General features: G+C 26.9%; 1 protein-coding gene. It reads right to left on the reverse strand.

Annotated features, from left to right (window positions below; translation table 11 throughout):
* Positions 1-2,084 (reverse strand): NACHT domain-containing protein (locus ACJBCC_RS17165; protein ID WP_407557914.1); only part of this gene is annotated, 2,084 nt, incomplete at its 3' end.
* Positions 2,085-2,376: the final 292 nt, after the last annotated feature.

The raw sequence follows: 2,376 nt of genomic DNA on the forward strand, positions 1-2,376 counted from the left end.
ATTGAAGTTGTAAAAAGGACAAGTAAAGCCAATATTTTTTCAGAATTCTTTAGAACAAATTTGAATATTTTACTTTTTAATTTACTTATCCATTGTTTATTAGTTAACGAGAGAAGAGCTGGTATTAATTGACTTTCTTTTAATTCGTTTGGGATCTCATCATAAATAAAATTTACAATCGAGTTTGACCATTCTTCGTAAAGAATCTTAGATTTGAATTTATTTGACGAAATATCTTGAATTATTTTTTGAGCAACGAAATGTTCAAAAAATGACTTGTGTACAAATCTATAGTATCCATCTTCAATCTCTATGAAATAGCACGTAAGCATTTCATTCTCAAACCCTTCTTTTTGATAATCTGCTTTGAATTCCTTTATTCCCGCTTGATGAATGTGCTCATTAAGCTTCTTAATGACATAATCTGAAGACAATTCATATTGCTTTACTAAAAAAAGTTCAACTGCTAATTCAGAAAAAAAAGATTTAACGAACTCTCTTTTTTTTAAATGGTTATCGAAAGCGGACTGGATATTTTTACTTTCTTGTCTATTTATCCAATAATCAATGTATTGTTCGATTGCACCTCCATGAGATTGTATGTCTGTAGCACCTTTCCTGTATAGATTTGGCAGCATTTCTCTAATTATATGCATCATAGAAGGTCTTTTGCATAGCTCAAATATGCTCGGGAAACGGATAATCCAATCAAAATACTCTTCAACTTTATTAGGGTAATATTTTGATATATATTCCTTAATATGAGACTCATTAAGTAGGTTTAATTGTATACTTTCACAAAACGGGTTTGTTTGAGTTATCTGTTCATTTTTTTTTACGATATTAAATGTCTTAATTAATTCGTAATTTGACGGGAAATAAGACGGGCGGCCAGAAATAATTAATTTATTTTTCTTATGAGCTAGTTGCCAAATTTCATTTATTTGCTTAAATCTATCATTATGAGTTCCGACAAATCCCATTTCATCAAATCCGTCTAGTAAAAATAGAATTTTACCTTTGTGGATAAGTATTTCGAAAAGGGTATAGTCTACTCCTAAATTTTCAGCGACAAAGGCTTTAATTTTTTCTGTAATTCCTCCGTGTCTTGGTGAAGAATTTGTTAATGAAATCATTACAGGAAACCTGACTAGTTTATTACTTTTTGTTGTAATATTTTTAGCTAGTACACCTGAATAATGTCTTAGAAAGGAAGTTTTACCCATGCCATAATCTCCTAACAGAACTAAGTGCTTGCTTTCGGAAGAAGTTTTTAGCCACTTGTTGATATAATTAACTAATCCAGTATGTTTAGACTCATTCTCGTTAACGTTAAAAGGTGGAGATATAAAGGTTTCTGAAAGAGTCTTTTTATCTTTATCTAATGCAATTGCTGAGAATAACTTCTCATTTTGATAACCATTAATTATTTTATTCAAATAACCATTAAAATCTATAAGCTCATTTAGTAATTTATCTTCCGTTTTTATAAAGTAATTTATTTCTTGATAATTTTGGAATTCGTTATCAGCTGAAACATAGTAGTAATCAATTAATATATTGTCATATTCATTTTTCGAGATAATATGTTTAGCGAAACTTTCTAATTCTAGTTTCTTTTTTTTTATTTGTTCAACAGTTATTATCTGATTATTTAAACTGTCATCATACGCAATAAATAGATAAAATACTCTATAACCATCTTGATAAGAGCCATATAAAATGCCTTCTTTGTCAGCATTCTTTAAAATTAAATTAAACTTTTGATATTTTAGTTCAAAGTATTTTTTTAATCTTTTTCGAAAAAGTGGGGATTCTATGTAATCAGTTTTTGGAAATTGTATTTGTTTATTTTCTTTATTCTTCTCACTTGTTAATATAAAACTCTGTTTTATAGATTCTGTATTTCTTGCCTTAAATGTCACAAAAAGAACATATGCAATTAATATACAAAATATGAGGTAAGCTAAAATACTTAATAGATTTAGTTCGCTAGAGATTTCAATAAAGTCTGTGTTTAAATATTTATTTAAATTGACTATTACTCCATTAATTATAAATTCTACAATATTTGGGTTAATCATGCAGAATCCTAAATATGCTATAAGAATTGAATATTTAGATATAAAATTACTTTTTTTATTGTATCGCTTTGTTTGCGATTTAAAGTATAAGCTCATTCCCTTGGAAAAAAGTAAATAAGCTAAGATTAGAAAGATAATTAAAAAAGTAAAAACCATGATGCTGAAAGATAATTAGTTACGCAAAATAATGGTTTTGTTCTGGTTTTTTTATAAATCTCAATAACTTTTTATTGTTTTTTATTTTTCTAATCATTAAATGATTTTTTTGATAAAATTGAATGTTTTTTGTAAA

The organism is Winogradskyella sp. 4-2091 (assembly GCF_045765065.1).
Taxonomy (GTDB): domain Bacteria; phylum Bacteroidota; class Bacteroidia; order Flavobacteriales; family Flavobacteriaceae; genus Winogradskyella.